Below are 21,985 nucleotides of genomic sequence, written 5' to 3' on the forward strand. Positions count from 1 at the left end.
TTGTAAATAAAAAGGTTCAGCAGATGGTAATCGTTTATTTTTAAGTCTTTTATAGTTCGTAAAAGCAGCTAAAAAACAAACTATTTGCAGTCTTTACATCTCGTTATTGCTTCTGTAAAAACTCTCCAAAGATTGATAGGACTTAAACTGTGTAAATCAATTTAATCTGTGACTAATTTTCACTTTTTTTCGCAATTAAACTTTGCAATTCTTCAGTCCTACTTGTTTTTTATAGTAATTACTTAATATTCAAATCGCTCGATTATAGCGTTAAATTCTGTTTCATTATACCATTTTTGGACAATAGTCTCCTTGTGAATGGCTAGAATTCTTGTTTTAAATTCAGATAGAATTCCGTTAGCGATCAAAAAAACAACTACTTGCTCAAAGGAGTTGAACATACTTTTGAAAAACAAATCGTTCTTAATCAGATTTTCAGAGGAAAACGTTTGGGCAATTTCAACATTATAAAGCATTACATCTGCAATTATAAATGGATCGACTCCTAAAAGTAAAAAATGCTTAATGTATTTTTGAGCAACAGACCGTCTCATTTTCGGCTTGCTCCTTCTGCCCGCTTTTTTAACAGGGAAGTATTCATTTGAGATTTTGAGTTTGCATTCCTGCAAAAGCGTTTCTTCCTTTGGGTTAAAAACAAAATTGTAATAGACCTTAACGGGACTAAATTTTTCGTACAATTCAATTATTTGTTCTTCGAGTTGTTCTTTATTCAGTTCGTTTAAATATTTTTTTAAATCGCGCTTGCTCATTATCAAAGTTTAAGAGTACAAAAGTAAATTACTTTAGGAATCAATATGCTAAAAATCAATGTTTATAGCTATTTTTGCCCATTAAAACTAAAAACGTTTAAAATGCTCAAGATTTTTAAGATTATTGCTACAATAGAAGGAATTTCTGCTTTACTATTATTTTTCTTTGCTATGCCAATGAAATACATTTATGATGATCCTTACTATGTAAAGCATGTAGGTATGGCGCATGGAGTTTTATTCACAATTTATATTGTGATGGCTACCATTTTAAAATTTACAGAAAAGTGGGATTTTAAAAAATACTTTATAATCTGTATTGCTTCAATTCCTCCTTTTGGTACTTTTTACATTGAAAGAAAATATCTAAAAAATGCATAACTATCTAGAAAAGTTATTTCATGTACTATATCCCATATTCCGTAAATGGGGAATGGGAAGCGGATTTGCATCTTACATTAGTTTGTTTATAAATATTGCTGTTTTATGCGTGATAGCGTATGTGATTTATGTGGTGTTCCGCCTCGTATTAGTCACTATTATGGTGCTTATAGCAAAAAAGACTAAAACTAAATTTGATGATTTATTGGTTACCAATAAAACAGCTAAGTATATAGCACATTTAATTCCATTTTTATTTATTTACAAATCAGTTCCTATAATCCTAGATCGGTACGAATACTGGGAGGGCGTTTTTGGAAAATTTGTTGGAATTTACATCGTAATGCTACTTTTATGGATCATCAGAACTATATTTAATGCATTAAGAGATTATTTAAAATTAAAACCGCGCTACAGCGACAAACCTATTGACAGCTTCATACAAGTAATTATGATTGTGCTTTGGGTTGTGGGTATCGCTGTGATTTTATCCAAGTTATTTGAAATCAATCAAAAGGAACTGCTAACCATTTTAGGAGCTGTTTCAGCAGTTATCATATTAATTTTTAGAGATACCATTTTAGGCTTTGTTTCAAGCGTACAAGTATCTATAAATGATATGGTTCGCATTGGCGATTGGATTACAATGGAGCGTTTTGGAGCGGATGGAGATGTTATCGAAATCAATCTTGCAACGGTAAAAGTTCGAAATTTTGACAATACAACAACCACTATTCCGACTTACAGTTTAAGTTCCGATTCTTTTCAGAATTGGCGCGGAATGCTCAATTCTGATGGTCGACGTATCAAAAGACACATTTTAATAAAAGCGAGCAGTATTCGATTTTTAGGAGAGGAAGAGCTGAATAATTTGAAAAAAATTCAACTGATCACAAATTATATTGACACCCGAACGGCGGAAATTGATACCTTTAATTCTACCAATAAAATTGACAAATCCTTACCTATCAACGGTAGGAATATGACCAATTTAGGTTTGTTTCGAAAATACATCACCGAATATTTACACAAACATCCAGCCTTAAACCAAAATATGCTAATGGTTTGCCGCCAATTGCAATCTACGACGCATGGCGTTCCTCTGGAGGTTTACGCTTTTTCACGTGACAAAAGATTTGAAAATTATGAGTATATCATGGCAGATATATTTGATCATATTATTGCATCCGTAGCTTATTTTGATTTAGAAATTTCTGATAATAATTTCCATATAGAATAATATACCTAGGAAAATAAAAGCTAGTAATTTCTATTTAATAGAACTATTTAAAAATTGCACAAGTATTCACAACCACAGTGAAGCTTGTGCATTTTTTTTTGAATGAAAAATAAAACAACACGCTTCATGTGTACTTTCGAAGTTTTAAATATCAACCTTGATTTTTTTTTCTATATTTAAAGAAAAAAAACATGAACTCACGCGATACTTTTTTAAAAGAACTTAGAGGACAATCAATTGGCTCCGTAACGAGTCAATCAACTGCTGAAGAATCTTTTCAGAACGAGGTCCTTCGACCAATTTTAAAACTGCAAAATGACTTGTTTATAGCTTCATTTATTAATTATATCAAAGAAAATAAAGTTGATTTTAATTCGAAAACTGTGGAGGCTAAGTTGGCAGTTATAGATAATACCGTTCAGAAAGACATAAAATTTAGAAATGAGATGAAGGGGATTATCATTGGATTGTTTACTACCGAAGAGTATAAATTTTATACTAAAAACGCTTCAAATATCAACAAAAGAATCAAGAATATGTTGCTGGAAAGGCTAAAAAGCCAAGTGCAACTCTTTGATAATTAAAAAATAGCTTTCGTTTTTATTGTACTTCACTTAGTCCGAAAACACAAAATGCCGCAAAACGGCTGTGTTTTGGTTTCATTTTTACAGCCTTTACGGTTTAAACAAGTTATGCGCGTACCAGTGATATGTTAAAATAACGTATTTCATTGTTCATAATTTAAAAAGTAGCTGTTTAACACTAAAAAAAATATGATTCCATTATTATTTAATGATTCCTATCTTTTTTATAATAATTATTGAAATAGTTAATTTTTATCTGCCATTTGCACGATTTTTTTTATTATAATTGTTAAAAATAATACTTATGAAGGAAGAATATTTTAAATGGCGTTCACCAAATTTAAATAAAGATATTGAAATGCTGGTTTTTGGACATGCAGGATATCCGGTTATTTTATTTCCCACTTCAATGGGTTCTTACCATGAAAATAAGGACATGGGATTGATTGAATCAGCGAGATGGTATATTGAACAAGGATTAATCCAGATTTATTGCCCTGACAGTGTTGATAGCGATAGTTTTTACAATAAGTACATTCACCCTGTTCATCGCATAGAAAATCATGTGCGATACGATAAAATGATTTGTCATGAAATTGTAGAAAGAGTTAAAAATAATTCTAATTCCGGAAAAGTGGCTGTTGCAGGTTGCAGTTTTGGGGGGTATCATGCCGCTAATTTTGCTTTTAGACATCCAGGTTATGTGAGCCATCTTTTCTCGATGAGCGGCGCTTTTGATATTAAAAATTTTATGGATGGTTTTCATAATGATGATGTTTTTTACAATAGTCCACTGGATTTCTTATATGGACTTGATGACCACGAACTATGGAATATGGATATCGTGTTAGGAACTTCTAACTGGGATATTTGCTTAGATGCTAATTTGAAATTGAGTAAAGTACTTAGCCATAAAGGGGTCGAACATTGGCTGGACATTCGTCAGGAAAAAAAACACGATTGGCCAGTTTGGAAAGAAATGTTTCCACATTATTTATCGAGAATCAATTTTTTTTAAAAATATAAACGTACTAAGATGAAAAAAATAGGAATTTTATTTGGGATGGAAGACACCTATCCACAAGCATTTATAGACAGAGTAAACTCGAAAAATGAAAAGGGAATTATTGCTGAAGCGGTTAGTATTGATAAAGTATTGCAAAACAAAGGCGGAGAATATGCAGTAATAATTGATAGGATTTCTCAAGATGTTCCTTTCTATCGTGCTTATTTAAAAAATGCAGCACTGACAGGTACAAATGTGATTAATAATCCATTCTGGTGGAGTGCTGATGATAAATTTTTCAATAATGCATTGGCTGATACCCTTGGCGTTCCATTACCGAATACTGTAATTCTTCCTTCAGCTGAGCATCCTACAGATACTACTAGTAAATCATTTAGAAACTTAAAATACCCGATGGATTGGGAAGGTATTTTTGATTACATCGGATTTCCTGCGTACATGAAACCGTATGCTGGAGGTGGATGGAAAAATGTATATCGCCTCGAAAACAAAGAAGAATTTTGGGAAAAGCATCAAGAAACAGGACAACTAGTAATGATGTTGCAAGAGGAAATTAGTTTTACAGAATATTTTAGAGTGTATTGTTTAGGAAATAAAGCGGTGAGAATTATGCAATACGAACCAAGGAATCCACATCATTTGCGCTACGTTATTGATGGTCCGCCAACTGATAAAAAATTATTAGCAACTATAAAAGACTATACTTTACGCCTATGCAAAGGTCTAGGTTATGATTTTAATACTGTCGAATTCGCTGTACGTGATGGTATTCCGTACGCAATTGATTTTGGGAATCCAGCACCTGATGCTGAACTAACCTCAGTAGGTGCTGAAAATTTTGAATGGGTAGTTGAAGAATCTGCTAAGATGGCTATTGCTGCAGCAAAAAAGCAAAAACCGGGAAAAATGAATTTGACTTGGGGAACATTTATCAAAGATGCCGCTGCTGAAAAATAATGTCGATTTAGTATCGAAATCCCATAGCCCCGATTGAAGTGGAAATCCTTTTTTAATTTTTCTTGAAATTGCCTTAAAAGCAATTTCAATAAAAATTAAAAAAGATTGAAGCGTAAAGCGGGATATAGCTCCTAAAAAAATAAAGTGATGAAAAAATTACCAGTTTTTACACTTGGTGTAGAAGAAGAATATCAAATAATTGACCCCGTTACCAGAGATCTGCGTTCGCATTTGTCTAAAATTGTGGATGGTGCCAAGATCATTTTGAATGAGCAGGTTAAGGCAGAAATGCATCAGTCTGTGGTAGAAGTGGGTACCAATATTTGTAAAAATGTAAATGACGCTAAGAATGAAATTCGCTATTTACGCTCTAAAATTGTTGAATTAGCAGACAAGCAGGACTTAATTGTAGGTGGCGCTGGAACACATCCTTTTTCGAAATGGCAAGACCAACCTATTACTGATGATCCTCGTTATCACGATATCGTAAATGAATTGCAAGATGCGGCACGCTCTAATTTAATTTTTGGAATGCACTGTCATGTAGGAATCGAGAACCGTGAGATAGGATTGCAATTAATGAATCAAGCAACTTATTTCCTGCCTCACATTTTTGCGCTTTCTACTAATTCTCCTTTTTGGGAAGGCAGACAAACAGGTTACAAATCTTTTAGAACTAAAGTCTTTGATAAATTTCCTAGAACAGGTTTACCTGAATATTTTGACTCTGTTTCCTCTTATCAAAATTATTTAGATACGTTAGTAAAAACGAATTGTATCGATAATCCCAAGAAAATTTGGTGGGATTTGCGATTGCATCCGTTTTATGACACTATTGAATTTAGAATATGTGACATGTCGCTTACTGTGGATGAAACTATTTGTATCGTAGCTATTATTCAAGCCATTGTAGCTAAATTGTACAAATTGAATATGCAAAACACAAGTTTTAATATTTACAGACTAGCATTAATAAAAGAAAACAAGTTTCGAGCTGCTCGTTATGGTATTGATAATACTATGATCGATTTTGGTTTACAAAAAGAGGTAGAAACAAAAATGTTAATTCACGAATTACTTGAATTTATTGATGATGTAGTCGATGAATTGGGTAGCCGCGAGGACATTAATTACGTTCATGAAATACTAAGAACTGGAACAGGCGCTGACAAACAATTGGCGGTTTTTAACGAAACTGGCGATCTTACAAAAGTGGTCGATTTTATTACTGGCGAATTTTCAAAAGGATTATAAAATAAATATAATTACCTTTACTCATGCATTTTAATAAAAATATATGTCCGATAAAATAATAAAAATTGCCATTCTAGATATGTACAACGGAGAACGAAATCAAGGGATGCGTTGTATTATTGATGTGGTAAACAGATTTAGTCCAGTAATGAGTTTCGAAATATTTGATGTTCGCGTAAAATGTGAATTACCAGATATTAGTAAATTTGATATTTATATTTCAACAGGTGGGCCAGGGAATCCATTAATTGGTGATGGAAATTGGGATACTAAGTATTATGAATTCATTGATGCATTAAGTAAATGGAATAACGAAAATAGTGTAAAAAAACATGTTTTATTTATTTGTCATTCATTTCAAATGGCTTGTTTGCATTTTGGCTTGGCTACAGTTACAAAAAGAAATGATACTTCATTTGGAGTGATGACTATACATAAAACTAAAGAAGGAGCTACAGATTCTTTGTTTGAAGGTCTAGCAGATCCTTTTTACGGAATTGATTCAAGAGATTATCAAGTAATACAACCTAAACTTAGTGTTTTTGCTAAACATGGTGCTAAGATCATTTCATTAGAAAAAATTAGAGATCATGTGCAGTATGAGCGTGCTATTATGGCAGTTCGTTTTACAGATTATTTTGTCGGCACACAATTTCATCCAGAAGCAGATCCTATCAGTTTTGTAGCGCACCTTAGAAACAAGGAAGCGAAAGACAAAATTAAGAATATGAAAGGCAAAAAGAAATTCAGGAATATGCTGGAGGATTTAATGGATGATGATAAAATTTATAAAACAAACGAAACCTTGATTCCCAATTTTCTTCGTACAGCAATTAATGATGTAATGAAAAGCAAGAAAATGTTATCTAATTAAAAAAAATAATAGTTTATGATTGCAAAATATCGGGAGTTATTTAACACTCAATTTACGGTTGAAAAGTATCAAGATTTTGCAGCTGATATTGCTTCCGATTTTGACTATATGCCAACTTTTCGATTAGGTGAAACTCCTTTTTTTATATCAAATGAATTAAAAACACAGTTAGTTGAAGGATGTAATGAAGTTATATCTTTTATTCAAAAGGAAGATTTTAAACTTCTTACTAACAAATCATTAGAGCTAAATCATAAAGTGCCAAATGAAGATGAACACACTTCTTTTTTAGCAATTGATTTTGGAATATGTGAAGAAGATGGTAAAACTATTCCTAAACTAATTGAAGTACAAGGATTCCCTTCTTTGTACAATTATCAAGTTAATCTATATGATAAATTCAAAAACCACTATCCTTTTCTTCAAGAGTTAACTCCTTTTGTTAATGATATTACAGCTCAAGAATATCATGATATTCTCGAAGAAGTAATTTGTAATAATCATCCTAAAGAAAATGTAATTCTGCTTGAAATAGAACCTGAAAAACAAAACACAAAAATTGACTTTTACTATTGCAAAAGAGATATTGGAATTCCAATTGTTTGCGTTACAGAGTTACTAAAAAGAGGCAAGCAGCTTTTTTATAAAAATGAACAAGGTCAAGAAATTCTAGTAAAACGAATTTACAATCGTGTTATTTTTGACGAATTGGATTTACGAACTGATTTAAAATTGAATTTTCATTTCTCAGATGATTTAGAAGTGGAATGGGCAGGACATCCAAATTGGTTTTTCAGAATCAGTAAATTTATTTTGCCTTTCTTAAAGGGAAAATATTTTATTGAAACTACTCTACTAAGTGAACTTAAAGAAATTCCTGAGGATTTAGAAAATTATGTTTTAAAGCCCTTGTTTTCTTTTTCCGGTTCTGGTGTTATTTTCAATGTAAAAAAAGGAGATATTGAATCCGTGTTTGATAAAGAACTTTATATACTTCAAAAAAAAGTAAAATATATACCAATAGTGCAATCCCCAGATGGAAAAGTAAAAGCCGAAGTTCGCATACTTTGCACTTGGAAAAAAGACGATAAAACTCCTACTCTACTTTGTAATTTAGTTAGACTAAGTCGTGGCGAAATGATAGGTGTAAAATTCAACAAAGACAAGGATTGGGTTGGTGGTACTTTAGGTCTATTTGAAAGATAATATTCTTTCATTACATTAACATCAAAAGCAAATTAGATTTTACTCTTTATAGAAAATCACTTTGAAGCATTTTAAGCTTTTGAGTGATTTTTTTTTTAGACCATTATTCCAAGTGTTTAATTTTAATGTGAGTTACAAATTATTTTACTTCTTCTCATAATCTTTCATTTATAACTAATAATAACACTAATAAAAATCACTAAATCGATTTTTTGTAGTAAAAATGCTTCTTAATTTATAAAATATTATTATTTAACAGTTTCTGCAATTACATTTTCTTTAGTCTTATGTAACGATTTCATACGTTGATTGCAATTTTCAAAATTATCGAAGCAGATAACTCCTAATTACTTAATTAACAACTTATTTTAGTGTTAAAATTACAAATCTGTCTTTTTTTTAGTTATTATTGTAAGGATTTAATAATTATGAAATCTTCTTTATTAAACAATATCATTAATAATTAAGCGATGGATAGACGTAAAGCACTAAAAAATGTAGCCTTATTATTAGGAACAGCAATCTCCTCAAGCACAATTGGAGTTTTATTTGAAAATTTCGGAGTGTATGAGAGTGAAAAAAATCAAGTTTCTTTTTCTGCTAGTGATGAAGAAATATTAGGTGAATATGCTGATATTATTATACCTACAACAGCTTCCTCTCAAGGAGCTAAAGCAGCTGGATTGGGAGCTTTTATTCCCATGATGGTTAGAGATTGTTATCCTGCTAATTTGCAACAACTTTTTGCGTCGGGAATGAAAGACATGTTGGCTAAATGCCAAAAAGACTTTAACAAAGATTTTATGCAATTGAATGCAGAGGAACGTCATAAATTAATGACTGATTTAACTGCCGAAGCAATTGCTAATAAAAAGAAACCTTCTTTCTTTATGATTGCTAGAGATTTAACCTTATTGGGCTATTTCTCTTCTGAAATTGGCTGTACTGAAGCACGGGAATACCTTCCTGTTCCAGGACGATATGACGGCAATGCAGATTATAAGCCAGGGCAAAAAGCTTGGGCTACATAATTTTTTGCTAGCATAATGCTTTTTATTATTAATATTTAAATGAAGTAAAAGTGAACATAAATACTGATTTAAAAAAAGAAAATACTTACGATGCTATTGTAGTTGGATCTGGTATAAGCGGCGGTTGGGCAGCTAAAGAACTTACTGAAAAGGGACTAAAAGTTTTGATGTTAGAACGAGGAATGAATATCGAGCATATCAAAGATTATGAATCGGCTATGAAAGCACCTTGGGAAATTGAACATCGAGGCAGATTGACTCAAGAACAAAGAAGAACACATCCTGTTCAAAGCAGAGATTATCCTTATAATGAAGCGACTGAAAAATGGTGGGTTAACGATTTAGAATGTCCCTATACTGAAGACAAGCGTTTTGACTGGTACCGCGGTTTTCATGTGGGTGGAAAATCCTTGATGTGGGGACGTCAAAGCTATCGTTTTAGCGAACATAACTTTGAAGATAATGCAAAAGACGGCTATGGAAATGACTGGCCTATTCGTTATAAAGATGTAGCGCCTTGGTACGATTATGTCGAGAAATTTGCTGGTATTAGTGGGCAAGCTGAAAACTGGCCTCTACTACCCGATGGTAAATTCTTGCCACCAATGGATATGAATTGCGTTGAAAAATCAGTAAAAGCTAGATTAGAAAAACATTACAACTATACTAGGCTAATGACGATCGGTAGAACCGCTAACTTAACGGTTCCGCACAAAGGCAGAGGAAATTGTCAATATAGAAATTTATGCAGTCGCGGTTGTCCGTTTGGTGCTTATTTTAGTACGCAGTCCTCCACTTTACCCGCTGCCGTGGCTACTAAAAGACTAACCGTCAGACCTTACTCTATCGTGAATCATATTATCTATGATAAAAATACTAAAAAAGCAAAAGGGGTTATGGTCATTGATGCCGAAACCAATGAAACGATGGAGTTTTACGCTAAAATCGTTTTTGTGAATGCGTCTACTTTAGGATCTACTTTCTTACTATTAAACTCTACTTCAGAAGCTCACCCTAATGGAATGGGGAATGCTAGCGGGCAATTAGGACATAACTTGATGGATCACCATTTCCGTTGTGGTGCCGAAGGAACTGCAGAAGGTTTTGAAGACAAATACACATACGGACGAAGAGCCAACGGAATCTACATTCCAAGATACCAAAACGTAGGTAACGATAAAAGAAACTATTTAAGAGGTTTTGGTTACCAAGGTGGTGCCAGCAAAGGAACTTGGCATAAAGAAGTCGCTGAATTGGCTTTCGGTGGTGGTTTTAAAGATACTTTATCACTTCCTGAAAAACATTGGGGAATGGGATTGGGTGGCTTTGGAGAAATGCTTCCATACTATGAAAACAAGGTTTACATCGATCATTCTAAAAAAGATAAATGGGGACAACCTGTTTTAGCTATTGACTGCGAATACAAGGAAAACGAAGCTAAAATGCGCGAAGATATGATGAATGACGCTGCAGAAATGTTAGAAGCATCTGGTGTCAAAAATGTCCGAACGTATGACAATGATTGCTATCCTGGAATGGCTATTCACGAAATGGGAACCGCTAGGATGGGTAACGATCCTAAAGATTCTGTTTTAAACAAATGGAATCAGTTGCATGAAGTCAATAATGTCTTTGTAACAGATGGTTCTTGTATGCCATCAATAGCTTGTCAAAATCCATCATTGACTTTTATGGCTTTAACAGCCAGAGCTTGTGATTATGCTGTGAGAGAATTGAAAAAAGGAAATCTATAGCATCCATATAATGACAAGAAAATTAAAAATGGGCATGATTGGCGGTGGAAAAAACGCTTTTATTGGCGCCATTCATCGCATTGCTGCTAATATGGATGGATTAGTCGAATTGCATTGTGGCGCTTTTAGTTCTAATCCAAAAATCTCAAAGGAATCTGGAAAGGAATTATTTCTTAGCGATGCTAAGTGTTATAATTCTTTCGAGGAAATGATCGTGACAGAAAGTAAACTTCCTATTGCGGAGAGAATGGATTTTGTTACAATTGTAACGCCCAATTTTGCTCACTTTAAACCTGCGATGATGGCTTTAGATCACGGTTTTCATGTTTTAATTGATAAACCAATGACTTTAAGCCTTGACGAAGCTAAACAATTGCAAAAAAAAGTAAAAGACACAGGACTTACTTTATGTCTCACGCATACCTATTCGGGTTATCCAATGGTAAAGCAAGCACGAAAAATGGTTGGCGACAATGACTTAGGAAAAATCAGAAAAGTAATAGTCGAATACAATCAAGGTTGGTTGAGTTCTTCATTCGAAAAGGAAGGAAACAAACAAGCTATTTGGCGAACAGATCCTTCTAAAAGCGGAATAAGTGGTTGTATGGGCGATATTGGAACCCATGCTGCTCAACTAGCAGAATATATTTCAGGTTTAAAAATTACTCAATTGTGTGCTGATATTAATAATGTCGTAGAAGGACGTCAACTAGATGATGACGGAAATGTTTTATTGAAATTTGATAATGGCGCCAATGGAATTTTAGTAGCTACTCAAATTGCTGCCGGAGAAGAAAATGGTTTAAAAATTAAAATTTACGGTGAAAAAGGTGGTTTAGAGTGGGATCAGATGGAACCCAATTCTTTGATAATTAAATGGCTCGATGCACCAATGCAAGTTTACAGAACTGGAAATAGCTATTTATCGAATTTCGCAATGGAAAATACGCGAACACCAAGCGGTCATCCTGAAGGCTATCTCGAAGCTTTTGCCAATTTATACAAAAACTTTGCTTTGACTTTATCATCACTATCAGAAGGAAAAGAGCCTACTGCAACGATGCTCGATTTCCCATCTGTCGACGATGGTGTTCGTGGAATGGCTTTTATTGAAAACGTAATTGCTTCAGGCAAATCAGATCAAAAATGGTTTGATTTTAAAATTTAAATAGAATGACAACAATACAAGGACCAGCTGTTTTTCTAGCGCAGTTTATTGGCGATAAAGCTCCTTTTAATTCTTTAGATGAAATTTGTAAATGGGCTGTTGACTTAGGTTTTAAAGGTATTCAAATGCCAACTTTAGATCCTCGATTTATTGATTTACAAAAAGCAGCAGAGAGTAAAACTTATGCCGATGAGTTAAAAGGTAAAATTACTTCCTACGGATTGGAAATAACAGAATTATCGACACATTTACAAGGTCAATTGGTGGCTGTTCATCCTGCTTACGATGATTTTTTTGATGCTTTTGCACCTAAAGAAGTCCATGGAAACTCAAAAGCAAGACAAGAATGGGCGGTCCAACAATTAAAATATGCCGCTAAAGCTTCACAAAACTTAGGATTAAATGCTCATGCTACGTTTAGCGGTTCATTGCTCTGGCAATATTTTCATCCTTGGCCACAACGGCCTCCAGGTTTAGTAGAAGAAGGTTTTGCCGAATTAGCCAAACGTTGGTTGCCAATCTTAAACGAATTTGATCAAGCGGGTGTTGATCTTTGTTATGAGATTCATCCTGGAGAAGATTTGTTTGACGGCGAAACCTATGAAATGTTCTTGAAGGCAGTCGATAATCATTCAAGAGCATGTATATTATATGACCCCTCCCATTTTGTTTTACAGCAATTGGATTACATCCAATATATTGATTTCTACCACGAAAGAATAAAGGCTTTTCATGTAAAGGATGCCGAGTTTAATCCAACAGGCAAACAAGGCACTTTTGGAGGATACCAAAGTTGGATTAACCGTGCAGGACGTTATCGTTCTCCTGGAGACGGACAAATCGATTTTAAAACCATATTTAGCAAATTAGCTCAATATGATTTTAAAGGTTGGGCAGTAATGGAATGGGAATGTTGTATAAAAAATCAAGAAGACGGTGCAAGAGAAGGTGCAGATTTTATCAAAAAGCATATTATAAAAGTGACCGATAAAGCTTTTGATGACTTCGCAGCTGTCGAAACAAATCAAGCTTTTAATAGAAAAAATTTAGGATTATAAAAAAGATAAAATAATGAAATTTAAATATTTAGTACTAGCAATATCTACAATCACTTTAACTTCTTTTACAAGAGAAAATAAAAAGGAAAAATACAGCAATATAGCCAATGTCGTTTTCCAATCTTCCGAAGGAGAGAAATTGATTGCAAAGTCAGATTGTGTGGCTTGTCATAAAATAGACAAAAAATTGATAGGTCCCTCCTATTTAGATATTGCCAATAAATATGCTGACAGTGAGAAGAGTATTTCTTATTTATCAAATAAAATTATAAAAGGTGGTTCTGGAGTTTGGGGAACAATTCCAATGGCAGCTCATGCGACTATGAAAAAAGACGAAGCAAGAACAATCGCTAAATACATTTTATCGTTAAAAAAATAATACAGTTACTCCAATACATTTATTAACTAACCAACCAAACTATTAAATTGTAAATGGAAAAAGAACAAAACAATACTAAAATCACGAATAACCGTCGTGATTTTATAAAAAGCACTGCAATAGCCGCAGCTGCATTTATGATTGTTCCCCGTCATGTTTTGGGGAGAGGATTTGTAGCACCTAGTGATCGCTTGTTAATTGCCGGTATCGGTGTTGGTGGTAAGGGATCGCATGATATTGCAATGTTTTCTAAAAGTGGAAAAGCGGATATTGCCTTTCTATGTGATGTAGATACACGCAGAGCAGCACGCAGTGTAAACGCTTTTCCGAAAGCAAAATTCTACAAGGATTGGCGTGAAATGTTGGATAAGGAGCATAAAAATTTTGACGCCGTTTCAGTTTCAACACCAGATCACAACCATGCTATTCAAACCTTGGCAGCCATGCAATTAGGAAAGCATGTTTATGTTCAAAAACCATTAACACATGATATTTATGAGGCTCGAATTCTAACTCAAGCAGCAAAAAAATACAAAGTGGTTACTCAAATGGGAAATCAAGGATCTTCAAATGATGGAACCCGAATCATGAGAGAATGGTATGAAGCCGGACTAATTGGCGATGTTCATACGGTAAAAGCTTGGACAGATCGTCCGGTGTGGCCACAAGGAATTCCTTGGCCAACAGCAAAAACAGAAATTCCAAAAGAATTAGACTGGGATTTATGGTTGGGAACCGCTCCACAAAAGAACTATGTCGATAAATTAGTGCCTTTCAATTGGCGTGGATGGTGGGATTACGGGACAGGAGCTCTTGGTGATATGGGATGCCACCTAATTGAAGCTCCTTTTAGTATTTTAAACTTAAAATATGCCAAAGATGTTCAATGCAGCGTAGGCTCCGTTTATGTAGATGAATTCAAAAGAGGCTATTTCCCAGATAGTTGTCCTCCTTCTAGCCATGTTACTTTAACTTTTCCGAAGACCGATAAAACAAAAGGTGATGTAAAATTACATTGGATGGATGGAGGTATTCAACCAGAAAGACCAGAAGAATTACAGCCAAACGAAATTTTTGGTGACGGTGGTAATGGTACATTATTCATTGGAACAAAAGGGAAAATGATGTGTGATACTTACGGATTAAATCCTCGTTTACTTCCTTTAAGCCGAAATGAAAACATCAAATTAGCTGAGAAATACTCAAGAGTAAAAGGCGGTGCTGATGGGCATTACGGCCAATGGGTTGAAGCTTCAATTGCAGGCTATGGCAAGCAGGAATTAAGTTCACCTTTTGAGATTGCTGGACCTTTGACGGAGGCATTATTAATGGCAAATCTTGCCATTAGAGGTTACGATATACAAAAAGAGATATTAGGCGAGGATGTTTATCCTGGTCGTTCTGCAAAATTATTATGGGACAATAATAACATGAAAATTACCAATTTTGATGATGTCAATCAGTTTGTAAAACGAGACTATCGAGAAGGTTGGGCAAATTTAACTTTATAAATAAGTATTAACAATTTAAAAGTGAAAGTGATGATAAAAAATATTGGCGCAGCCATACTATTAATGACGGTAATTCATACTACTAATGCTCAAAAGGGGTTTAAACCCATATTTGACGGAAAAACAACAGCTGGTTGGCACAATTATGGAAAAACTACCGTCGGATCAGCTTGGAAAGTTGATGATGGAGTGTTGCATTTTGATCCTTCTGCAGCAAAAAACGGCCAAGGTGGTGATTTAGTAACCGATCAAGAATATACTAATTTCCATTTGAAATTAGAATGGAAAGTAGCTCCGAATGCCAATAGCGGAATTATTTTTTACGTAAATGAAGATTTAGAAAAACACCCAAACACCTATTCTACAGGTTTAGAAATGCAAATATTGGATAATGATGGCCATCCTGATGGTAAAATAAACAAACATCAAGCCGGAGACTTATATGACTTAATCAAAAGTTCTAAAGCAGCTGCAAAACCCGTGGGTGAATGGAATACAGCAGAAATCGTATGCAAGTTTGGAAAGCTAACTTTAGTTTTAAACGGTGTATTTGTAGTAGAAACCAAACTTTGGGATGATAATTATAAAGCTTTAGTAGCAGGAAGCAAATTTGCCACTTGGAAAGATTTTGGAACATTCAAAACCGGGAAAATTGCTTTGCAAGATCATGGAGATGCAGTTTCATTTAGAAATATTATGATCAAAGAATGGAATACAATGGATATTACTACTGGCTGTGAAAACGGCATGTAAGAAGAACTAAAAGCTAACAATGTCATAAATAACCAAAAAAAAATAATGAATACCACTACCCGATTTAAATTATCATTAATGATGTTCCTAGAGTTTTTTATCTGGGGAGCTTGGTTTGTAACTTTAGGTACTTTCTTAGGAAACAATTTAAAAGCTTCTGGATCAGAGATAGCTGCTATTTTTTCAACTCAATCTTGGGGAGCCATCGTAGCTCCTTTTATTATAGGTTTGATTGCTGATCGCTACTTTAATGCCGAGAAAATTTTGGGACTACTTCACCTTTTAGGTGCTTTTTTGATGTATCAAATGTATCAATCGGATGATATTGGACTATTTTACACCTATGTTTTAAGTTATATGATTTTGTATATGCCCACTTTAGCATTAGTGAATTCAGTTGCTTTTAATCAGATGAAAGATCCTGAAAAAGAATTTCCTAACATTCGTGTTTGGGGAACAATTGGTTGGATTTTAGCTGGATTATCAATTAGTTTCATATTCCATTGGGATTCTACAGAAGCGATTGGTCAAGGATTACTTAAAAATACTTTTATGTTAGCAGGTGTTGCTGCATTGGTATTGGGAATTTTTAGTTTTACATTACCTAAAACACCACCAAAAGTAGCGGCTAACGAAAAAATTAAGATTGGAGACCTACTTGGTTTTGATGCTCTAAAATTATTAAAAGATAAAAATTTCGCCATATTTTTTGTATCATCCATTCTGATTTGTATTCCGTTAGCTTTTTATTACCAAAATGCGCATCCGTTTTTGACAGATGCCGGAATTGAAAATCCAACTGGAAAAATGGCTATTGGTCAAATATCCGAAGCTTTATTTCTACTTTTAATTCCAATGTTCTTTGTGCGCTTTGGATTCAAAAAAACCATTTTAGTAGGTATGTTGGCATGGGCAATTCGTTATGTACTCTTTGCTTATGGTAATGGTGCAGATTTAAGTTTTATGCTTATTATTGGAATCGCTTTACACGGAATTTGTTACGATTTCTTTTTTGTTGCGGGTCAAATTTATACCAATTCAAAAGCAGGTGAAAAATATAAAAGCGCTGCTCAAGGTCTAATAACATTAGCTACTTATGGTGTGGGAATGTTAATAGGGTTTGGAGTTGCAGGATGGATTACTGATAATCATAAAACGCTAGAAGGAAAAATTAACTGGGAAATGGTTTGGATCATTCCAGCCGGAATAGCATTGGTGGTATTTATTGTTTTTGCCCTTTTATTCAACGAAAAAACTAGAACTGAAACACACTAAATTATAAAAATGATGAGTACGAACTTAAGCAGAAGAGCTGTTTTAAAAAATATTGTTGCTGGAGCAATTGTTCTAAACATTCCTACCAGTTTTTCCGCTACCGCAAAAGAAAGAACAGTAGCTGCAAATGACCAAAATAGGAAAGGAAATATAAATCATTCTGTTTGCAGATGGTGCTTTAGTAGTATAGATCTCGATACACTTTGCATAGAATCCAAAAAGATAGGAATTACAGCTATTGATTTAGTTGGACCAAAAGAATGGCCTACTTTAAAAAAACACGGTCTTGATTCAGCCATGTGCAACGGAGCTGAAATCAATTTAGTTGATGGATTTAATGATCCCCAATTCCATGAAACTTTGATAAAAAACTATTCAGAAATGATTCCTTTGGTAGCCAAGGCGGGTTATAAAAACTTGATTTGTTTTAGTGGAAATAAAAGAGGAAAAACAGATGAAGAAGGATGGAATAATTGCGTGAAGGGATTAAAAGCATTAATGCCTTTGGCTGAAAAGCATAATGTGGTCTTGGTAATGGAATTATTAAATAGTAAAATTGACCATAAAGATTACCAATGTGATACCACAAAATGGGGAGTTGAATTGGCTAAGCGATTAGGTTCAGAAAATTTTAAATTGCTATACGACATCTATCACATGCAAATTGACGAAGGTGATGTAATACGAACTATTAGAGACAATCATAAATACATAGGGCATTATCACACTGCTGGTGTTCCGGGACGAAATGAAATTGACGAAACGCAAGAGTTAAACTATGTAGCAATTATGAAAGCAATTCAGCAGACTGGATTTAAAGGCTATGTAGCACAAGAATTTCTTCCAAAAAATCCGAACAAGATTGATTCTTTGAGAAAGGCAATCGAAATTTGCGATATCTAGCAGATTATAACTTCATTCAAAAGAACAATAAACTATAACACTCCATGATAAAAAGAAGAGATTTTTTAATAAATAGTGGTTTAGCATTAGGAGCTTTAGCAATTGCACCTTCTATTGCTTTTAATGCCAAAAAGAAAAATATTGGGCTACAACTCTATTCTTTAAGAGCGTCGTTTCCAAAAGATGTAAAGGGAGTTTTAGAACAAGTTGCAAAAGCAGGATTTACGGAGGTTGAAACTTATGGATATTCTGTAAAAAATGGATTTTTTGACACTCCCGTAAAAGAATTTAAAACTATTTTATCTGCTAATGGACTAAAAAATCCGAGTGGGCATTACGATTTGGGTTCTTTACTTAAAGACGGAAACACTGAAGTTCTAAAAAACACAATAGAAGCAGCTAATTTATTAGGTAATAAATACATTACAATCCCTTGGTTAGATGACTCCATCAGGAAAACTGCCGATGACTATAAAAAAATTGCCGAAAACATGAATTTAGCGGCGGTGGTTTGTAAAGAATCGGGATTAAAACTGGCCTATCACAACCATGCATTCGAGTTTACTACTTTTGGTCAGACTAACGGATACGAAATATTATTAAACGAAACAGACAAGAAATTAGTTGATTTTGAACTTGATTTATACTGGGTAGAACGATCTGGCAATAATCCTCTGCATCTATTTAAGGAACATCCAGGACGTTTTAGCATGTGGCATGTCAAAGATATGGACAAGAATAATCAGGATTGGAACACAGAAATTGGAAAAGGAGCTATTGATTTTAAAGCTATTTTTGCAGAAGCAAAACTTTCAGGAATGAAACACTTTTTTGTTGAACAAGAGACTAATTATATCCCTAATCCAATAGAATCTGTAAAAACAAGTTGTACTTACATCAATAAAAATTTAGTGTAATTTATAATCTTTAATTAAGTAAAAAGAGTCAATCCAATGGTTAGGATTGACTCTTTTTAAATGTAAAAACAATGTTGTTTTAATCTGTAATATTAAAACTCGCGACATAAAAATTAGTATCAACGACAAGTGTTGGATTGTTCGTTTTTGCTTCCATACGCTCCCATTCCGTTTTAGGATTTAATATTAGCTCTTTTGTATTCACAGTAACATGTACAGGCATATTGAAACCAGACACGCAATTGGTCCAACGATATCCTAGTTGGCCATCTTTGAAAAAATATTCTAAAGTTGGAATTCTAGTATCTCTTAAATATTGATTAAAAAATGGATTTAAATCCATCCCAACTTCCTGACTTAAATAATCTTCTATTTGTTTAGTAGTAACTGTTTGATGATAAAAAGTGCTACTTAAACCTCTCAATATTCCTCGCCATTTTTCATCATTATTTACAATTTGGCGTAAAGTATGCAACATATTAGCTCCCTTGTAATACATATCTCCCGATCCTTCATTATTTACATCATAATGACCTATTATAGGTTTGTCATTTCTAATACTTTTTCTAAGGCCTTTTACATAAGCATAGCCCGCTTCCTTACCATAATAATACTCCACAAATAGACTTTCAGAATAGTTTGTAAAACTCTCGTGAATCCACATATCAGCAATATCTTTGTAGGTGATGTTATTAGCAAACCATTCATGCCCAGATTCATGAATAATGATAAAATCAAATTTTAATCCCCAACCTGTTCCACTTAAATCTCTACCGCGATACCCATTTTCAAATCCATTTCCGTAGGTTACAGAACTCTGATGTTCCATTCCTAAATAAGGAGCTTCAACCAATTTATAACTGTCTTCATAAAATGGATAAGGTCCAAACCAGTGTTCGAATGCTTTTAGCATTCTTGGAGCATCTTTAAATTGTTTTTTAGCTTTGTCCAAATTTTCTCGCAACACATAATACGTGCAATCAAGTTCTTCTTTTTCGCCTTTAAATTTCTCCGAAAAAGAAACGTAATCTCCAATATTTATATTTACTCCATAATTATTAATTGGGTTGGATACGTACCAATTATAGGTTTTCGTTCCGTCTTTCTGTTGTTTTACACTTTGCAAACGACCATTAGAAACTGCCATTAAATTTTTTGGAGCGTTTATACTAATCAGCATATTCTCCACTTCATCATACATATGATCTTTATTAGGCCACCAAACACTAGCACCTAATCCTTGACACGAAGAACCTATAAACGGTTTGCCATTACTATCTTTTTTCCATGAAAAACCTCCGTCCCAAGGAGCATTAACTGCTACTCTTGGCTTTCCTCCGTAAAATACAGTAAGCTCTTTTACTGAACCATTTTTTTGAGGAGCTATCAAGTTAATAAAGAAAGCATTTCCTTCTCTTGTGTATTTTAGCTCTTTTCCGTCTTGAATTACTTTATAAATCTGCATTGGATTTTGTAAATCAATTTGCATCACATTATACTCCTGTAAAACTTTATATCCTATAGTGTTAGAACCAGTAATAGTACTATCTGCAGGATTGACTTTAACGTCAAGATGGTAACTTTTAACATCCCACCAAGCTCTTTCTTTAGTAATACTTCCACGTAAAGTATCTTGTCTAGTGAATATTTCTGCTTTAGGTTGTAAAAGGCCTTGTGCCTTTACTCCATTAAAAAGAAGAAATGAGAAAAAAATAATGCCTAATTGTCTTTTCATGTTTAATTCGTTTTGTACAAAATTAAACTTTAAAACTAAAGAAAGACAATCCTCGAAAGTTTATTTTTATGGATAAATCAGAGCATATTCTTGAAGTAATTTATTCTCCTTACCCCGTATTTCCATAGTGACTTTATTTTTTTTAAAATCAAATTTTAGGACTCCAAAGTTGATCTCTTTAACTACTTCACCTTTTACAAACAAATTTTCTTCCCCTGAAAAATTTTTATAAATGTGTGTGAGTCCGCTGGAAGTAAAATCAACTAATGGATACGACAAACCTGGAATGTTTTTAGAAGAGAAAGTTGCAATATGACGATCACCAGAAATGATAAACGTCCCTTTAGCTTTTGAGGAAACTATTATTTTTTCTAATTTATCAATTTCATGAGGGAAATTTGCCCAAGCTTCAAAACCATGCTTATTTGATAAAAACTGAATGCTGCTTACAATAACGTTAAACTGAGCATCTGATGAATTAAGTTCATTTTCAAGCCATTTCCATTGTGCTTCTCCAAGCATTGTTCCTTCACCATATTTATTCGGTTGAAAACGTTTTGAACCAACTCCTTTAGTAAGCCCTGTTCTAAAAAAACGAGTATCTAATACAATAATTTTTACTTTATTTTTATTGACAGTGATGATTTTAGAATTATAAACCCCATCTCTTTTTCGTTCAATCGCATTTTTTGGAGTATCTAAAAAATCCAGTAATAATTGTTGGCTTTCTCTTTTGAATGGGTAATTCTCTCCTCCATCATTAGCACCAAAATCATGATCATCCCAAGTTCCTAATATAATTTTATCTTTAATGAATTTTAAATAATCCGCATCTTGCTTTTGAAAATTATAATTATTTTCTAGAAACTTCATGTCTTCGGTATCAGAATAGACGTTGTCACCTCCCCAAATCCAAACTGAAGGATGGTTTTTATCTATAGCTGGCCACAGTTCGTTTTTAATCTTTTGATTGTCACAAGAACCGAATGCAATTGTAAACAGTGAATTTTGATTTTGATTTTCTATTGCGATCGTATTTTCAGCATGCTGCGTTTTGCAATTTGTGAAAACTGCAACAGTCAGAAGGAACAGTACTTTTTTCATTTATTTTATTTTTGAAAAATCTATTCGAAGGTAATACAATCAATAGTATTTAACGTTACGTTATGTTTATTAAAAAAGCGACTAAATCAATGTGAAGTAGTCGC

At 33.6% G+C, this 21,985-nt stretch carries 21 protein-coding genes; 18 read left to right on the forward strand and 3 right to left on the reverse strand.

Annotated features, from left to right (window positions below; all coding sequences use genetic code 11):
* Positions 1-242: 242 nt before the first annotated feature.
* Positions 243-770, reverse strand: a complete 528-nt coding sequence (locus LNP27_RS11660; protein WP_229941773.1) for a DUF6155 family protein — start codon at positions 768-770, stop codon at positions 243-245.
* 102 nt (positions 771-872) lie between these two features.
* On the opposite strand from LNP27_RS11660, the gene LNP27_RS11665 reads away from it, so the two are divergent.
* The 18 genes from LNP27_RS11665 (at position 873) to LNP27_RS11750 (ending at position 19,042) form a co-directional block, all read left to right on the forward strand.
* Entirely contained in the window at positions 873-1,151 is a 279-nt protein-coding gene (locus LNP27_RS11665) for a DUF3817 domain-containing protein (RefSeq protein ID WP_229941774.1), read from the forward strand.
* On the forward strand, positions 1,144-2,391 hold the full coding sequence (locus LNP27_RS11670) for a mechanosensitive ion channel family protein (RefSeq protein WP_229941775.1): 1,248 nt from the start codon (positions 1,144-1,146) through the stop codon (positions 2,389-2,391). The genes LNP27_RS11665 and LNP27_RS11670 overlap by 8 nt, the downstream gene beginning before the upstream one ends.
* Before the next feature lie 191 nt (positions 2,392-2,582).
* Positions 2,583-2,975, forward strand: coding sequence for a glyoxalase (locus tag LNP27_RS11675; protein WP_229941776.1), 393 nt, complete (start codon positions 2,583-2,585; stop codon positions 2,973-2,975).
* A gap of 304 nt (positions 2,976-3,279) precedes the next feature.
* A complete protein-coding gene (locus LNP27_RS11680) occupies positions 3,280-3,993 on the forward strand; it encodes an esterase family protein (RefSeq protein ID WP_229941777.1) in 714 nt (237 codons plus the stop codon).
* Positions 3,994-4,011: 18 nt separating this feature from the next.
* Positions 4,012-4,959, forward strand: coding sequence for an ATP-grasp domain-containing protein (locus LNP27_RS11685; protein ID WP_229941778.1), 948 nt, complete (start codon positions 4,012-4,014; stop codon positions 4,957-4,959).
* 147 nt (positions 4,960-5,106) lie between these two features.
* Complete coding sequence (locus LNP27_RS11690) at positions 5,107-6,213, forward strand: carboxylate-amine ligase (RefSeq protein ID WP_229941779.1); 1,107 nt, start codon at positions 5,107-5,109, stop codon at positions 6,211-6,213.
* A 43-nt stretch (positions 6,214-6,256) separates the two neighbouring features.
* Complete coding sequence (locus LNP27_RS11695; RefSeq protein WP_229941780.1) at positions 6,257-7,087, forward strand: type 1 glutamine amidotransferase; 831 nt, start codon at positions 6,257-6,259, stop codon at positions 7,085-7,087.
* A gap of 15 nt (positions 7,088-7,102) precedes the next feature.
* Entirely contained in the window at positions 7,103-8,293 is a 1,191-nt protein-coding gene (locus tag LNP27_RS11700) for a hypothetical protein (RefSeq protein ID WP_229941781.1), read from the forward strand.
* Positions 8,294-8,763: 470 nt separating this feature from the next.
* A complete protein-coding gene (locus tag LNP27_RS11705) occupies positions 8,764-9,324 on the forward strand; it encodes a gluconate 2-dehydrogenase subunit 3 family protein (RefSeq protein ID WP_229941782.1) in 561 nt (186 codons plus the stop codon).
* Positions 9,325-9,374: 50 nt separating this feature from the next.
* Positions 9,375-11,078 carry a GMC oxidoreductase gene (locus tag LNP27_RS11710; RefSeq protein WP_229941783.1) on the forward strand — a complete coding sequence of 568 codons (1,704 nt, stop codon included), beginning with the start codon at positions 9,375-9,377 and terminating at the stop codon, positions 11,076-11,078.
* Between the two features lie 10 nt (positions 11,079-11,088).
* A complete protein-coding gene (locus tag LNP27_RS11715; RefSeq protein ID WP_229941784.1) occupies positions 11,089-12,246 on the forward strand; it encodes a Gfo/Idh/MocA family protein in 1,158 nt (385 codons plus the stop codon).
* A 5-nt stretch (positions 12,247-12,251) separates the two neighbouring features.
* Complete coding sequence (locus LNP27_RS11720) at positions 12,252-13,304, forward strand: sugar phosphate isomerase/epimerase family protein (protein WP_229941785.1); 1,053 nt, start codon at positions 12,252-12,254, stop codon at positions 13,302-13,304.
* 13 nt (positions 13,305-13,317) lie between these two features.
* Positions 13,318-13,683 carry a c-type cytochrome gene (locus LNP27_RS11725; RefSeq protein WP_229941786.1) on the forward strand — a complete coding sequence of 122 codons (366 nt, stop codon included), beginning with the start codon at positions 13,318-13,320 and terminating at the stop codon, positions 13,681-13,683.
* Between the two features lie 53 nt (positions 13,684-13,736).
* On the forward strand, positions 13,737-15,194 hold the full coding sequence (locus tag LNP27_RS11730) for a Gfo/Idh/MocA family protein (RefSeq protein WP_229941787.1): 1,458 nt from the start codon (positions 13,737-13,739) through the stop codon (positions 15,192-15,194).
* A gap of 30 nt (positions 15,195-15,224) precedes the next feature.
* Positions 15,225-15,947, forward strand: coding sequence for a 3-keto-disaccharide hydrolase (locus LNP27_RS11735; protein WP_229941788.1), 723 nt, complete (start codon positions 15,225-15,227; stop codon positions 15,945-15,947).
* Between the two features lie 45 nt (positions 15,948-15,992).
* Positions 15,993-17,222 (forward strand): nucleoside permease, encoded by a 1,230-nt coding sequence (locus tag LNP27_RS11740; RefSeq protein WP_229941789.1) that lies wholly within the window; start codon positions 15,993-15,995, stop codon positions 17,220-17,222.
* Positions 17,223-17,234: 12 nt separating this feature from the next.
* Complete coding sequence (locus tag LNP27_RS11745; RefSeq protein WP_229941790.1) at positions 17,235-18,125, forward strand: hydroxypyruvate isomerase family protein; 891 nt, start codon at positions 17,235-17,237, stop codon at positions 18,123-18,125.
* Positions 18,126-18,169: 44 nt separating this feature from the next.
* Positions 18,170-19,042: a sugar phosphate isomerase/epimerase family protein gene (locus LNP27_RS11750; RefSeq protein WP_229941791.1), complete on the forward strand. Its 873-nt coding sequence runs from the start codon at positions 18,170-18,172 to the stop codon at positions 19,040-19,042.
* Positions 19,043-19,121: 79 nt separating this feature from the next.
* On the opposite strand, the gene LNP27_RS11755 is transcribed toward LNP27_RS11750, so the two are convergent.
* The gene (locus tag LNP27_RS11755; RefSeq protein ID WP_229941792.1) at positions 19,122-20,777 is read right to left on the reverse strand and encodes a M1 family metallopeptidase; all 1,656 of its coding nucleotides are present in this window, start codon (positions 20,775-20,777) and stop codon (positions 19,122-19,124) included.
* Positions 20,778-20,843: 66 nt separating this feature from the next.
* Complete coding sequence (locus LNP27_RS11760; protein WP_229941793.1) at positions 20,844-21,881, reverse strand: alkaline phosphatase D family protein; 1,038 nt, start codon at positions 21,879-21,881, stop codon at positions 20,844-20,846.
* Positions 21,882-21,985: the final 104 nt, after the last annotated feature.

This window comes from Flavobacterium galactosidilyticum, assembly GCF_020911945.1.
Classification (GTDB): domain Bacteria; phylum Bacteroidota; class Bacteroidia; order Flavobacteriales; family Flavobacteriaceae; genus Flavobacterium; species Flavobacterium galactosidilyticum.

Excerpts from the sequence above, each read along its gene's own strand:
- LNP27_RS11690 (WP_229941779.1), top strand. The coding sequence starts at position 5,107 with ATGAAAAAATTACCAGTTTTTACACTTGGTGTAGAAGAAGAATATCAA.
- LNP27_RS11750 (WP_229941791.1), top strand. The coding sequence starts at position 18,170 with ATGATAAAAAGAAGAGATTTTTTAATAAATAGTGGTTTAGCATTAGGA.
- LNP27_RS11745 (WP_229941790.1), top strand. The coding sequence starts at position 17,235 with ATGAGTACGAACTTAAGCAGAAGAGCTGTTTTAAAAAATATTGTTGCT.
- LNP27_RS11760 (WP_229941793.1), bottom strand. The coding sequence starts at position 21,881 with ATGAAAAAAGTACTGTTCCTTCTGACTGTTGCAGTTTTCACAAATTGC.
- LNP27_RS11660 (WP_229941773.1), bottom strand. The coding sequence starts at position 770 with ATGAGCAAGCGCGATTTAAAAAAATATTTAAACGAACTGAATAAAGAA.
- LNP27_RS11725 (WP_229941786.1), top strand. The coding sequence starts at position 13,318 with ATGAAATTTAAATATTTAGTACTAGCAATATCTACAATCACTTTAACT.
- LNP27_RS11735 (WP_229941788.1), top strand. The coding sequence starts at position 15,225 with ATGATAAAAAATATTGGCGCAGCCATACTATTAATGACGGTAATTCAT.
- LNP27_RS11665 (WP_229941774.1), top strand. The coding sequence starts at position 873 with ATGCTCAAGATTTTTAAGATTATTGCTACAATAGAAGGAATTTCTGCT.
- LNP27_RS11685 (WP_229941778.1), top strand. The coding sequence starts at position 4,012 with ATGAAAAAAATAGGAATTTTATTTGGGATGGAAGACACCTATCCACAA.
- LNP27_RS11700 (WP_229941781.1), top strand. The coding sequence starts at position 7,103 with ATGATTGCAAAATATCGGGAGTTATTTAACACTCAATTTACGGTTGAA.
- LNP27_RS11740 (WP_229941789.1), top strand. The coding sequence starts at position 15,993 with ATGAATACCACTACCCGATTTAAATTATCATTAATGATGTTCCTAGAG.
- LNP27_RS11670 (WP_229941775.1), top strand. The coding sequence starts at position 1,144 with ATGCATAACTATCTAGAAAAGTTATTTCATGTACTATATCCCATATTC.
- LNP27_RS11720 (WP_229941785.1), top strand. The coding sequence starts at position 12,252 with ATGACAACAATACAAGGACCAGCTGTTTTTCTAGCGCAGTTTATTGGC.
- LNP27_RS11680 (WP_229941777.1), top strand. The coding sequence starts at position 3,280 with ATGAAGGAAGAATATTTTAAATGGCGTTCACCAAATTTAAATAAAGAT.
- LNP27_RS11730 (WP_229941787.1), top strand. The coding sequence starts at position 13,737 with ATGGAAAAAGAACAAAACAATACTAAAATCACGAATAACCGTCGTGAT.
- LNP27_RS11755 (WP_229941792.1), bottom strand. The coding sequence starts at position 20,777 with ATGAAAAGACAATTAGGCATTATTTTTTTCTCATTTCTTCTTTTTAAT.
- LNP27_RS11705 (WP_229941782.1), top strand. The coding sequence starts at position 8,764 with ATGGATAGACGTAAAGCACTAAAAAATGTAGCCTTATTATTAGGAACA.
- LNP27_RS11695 (WP_229941780.1), top strand. The coding sequence starts at position 6,257 with ATGTCCGATAAAATAATAAAAATTGCCATTCTAGATATGTACAACGGA.
- LNP27_RS11675 (WP_229941776.1), top strand. The coding sequence starts at position 2,583 with ATGAACTCACGCGATACTTTTTTAAAAGAACTTAGAGGACAATCAATT.
- LNP27_RS11715 (WP_229941784.1), top strand. The coding sequence starts at position 11,089 with ATGACAAGAAAATTAAAAATGGGCATGATTGGCGGTGGAAAAAACGCT.